Here is a 1,309-nt window from a genome sequence, read left to right as displayed (position 1 = left end):
GCGGGGAACTGCGCGAGCAACCACACACCACCCGCACCCGCCGACGAACCCCGCCACCCCGAGCTACAACGCGCCCCTCAGATCGCCGGCAGCACCCGCACGTCCGCCGCCCGCACGAACGCCACCCGGTGTCCGAACTGGATCTCGTAGTAGACGTCGTCCCCCCTCACGACCCTGTGCCCGGACGTGTCGAAGGAGACCGCGTAGTAGTACTCGCCCTTCAGCCGGTCACCGACCACATAGCGCTGACCCTTGAGGAGCTTGTACGACAGCGGCGACACCGCCTGGGCCGGGACGTCCGTCGGATAGGCCTCCTTCTCCGGGTAGGCCCTGCCGTACACGGGGACCTCCGCGAGATCCTTCCGGGGTGTCACGACCAGCCCGGTCGCTCCGACCGCCGTGGGCTGCGCCGCCGGGTTGTGGAACCACGCCTTCTGCCCGAGGTACCAGATCGCCGTCCACGCGCCACGCCGCTCGGCGACCGCGTACTGCTGGCCGGTGGAGACCCGTGAACCGAGGTCGTTCACATCGATCGTGGAGGGGCTCCCGTCGGGCCGCAGACCGATGTCCTTGATGAGGGGCGCGGCCGTGTCGGGCTCGCTGTACAGGCGTACGGCACTGGAGCCGTGCACCGCGCACGGCTGCCCGCCGCTCACACAGCCGGTGAACTCGGGCCGGTTGTCCGCGTAGTCGGGGAGGATGGTGACGAGACGGCTGTTCCGGCCGGCGGTCGGGCCGAAGGGCCGGCCGAGCAGCTCGAAGTAGTGCTGCCAGTCCCAGTATGGGCCGGGGTCGGTGTGCATGCCCGGGATCGTCGCCGTCGTCGGGCCGGGCACGGTGTCGTGGCCGAGGATGTGCTGGCGGTCCAGCGGAACGCGGTACTTGGCGGCGAGGTACTTCACCAGCCGTGCCGACGTCCGGTACATCGCCTCCGTGTACCAGGCGTCCGGCGAGGCGAGGAAGCCCTCGTGCTCCAGGCCGATCGACTTGGCGTTGACGTACCAGTTGCCTGCGTGCCAGGCCACGTCCTTGTTCTTCACATGCTGGGCGATGTGCCCGTCCGTGGAGCGCAGCGAGTAGTGCCAGGACACATAGGTCGGGTCCTGGACCAGCTTCAACGTGGTGTCCCAGGTGGCCTCGGTGTCGTGGACGACGATGTACCGGATGCTCTGGGACGCCGGCCGGTCGGCCAGGTCGTGGTTGCCGTAGTCCTTGTCGCCGAACTCCTCGTACGGCGCCGCGGCGGCAGGCACCGAGTGCCCGAGGACCGTGTCGTGCGAGTGGATCCCGGCGCCGTACGAGGAGTTCG

The 1,309-nt window shown here is 69.4% G+C and carries 1 protein-coding gene; it reads right to left on the bottom strand.

The genetic code is table 11. From position 1 onward, the window contains the following. Window positions 1-77 precede the first annotated feature (77 nt). On the bottom strand, window positions 78-1,309 hold a 1,232-nt coding region (locus AOK15_RS32150), incomplete at its 5' end, for an N-acetylmuramoyl-L-alanine amidase (protein WP_167738883.1).

Origin of the sequence: Streptomyces ossamyceticus, from assembly GCF_001418475.1 — a bacterium.
GTDB lineage: Bacteria > Actinomycetota > Actinomycetes > Streptomycetales > Streptomycetaceae > Streptomyces > Streptomyces ossamyceticus.
Note: the sequence above shows the minus strand (reverse complement) of the source record. Positions and strands in the feature narration are given on the sequence as shown.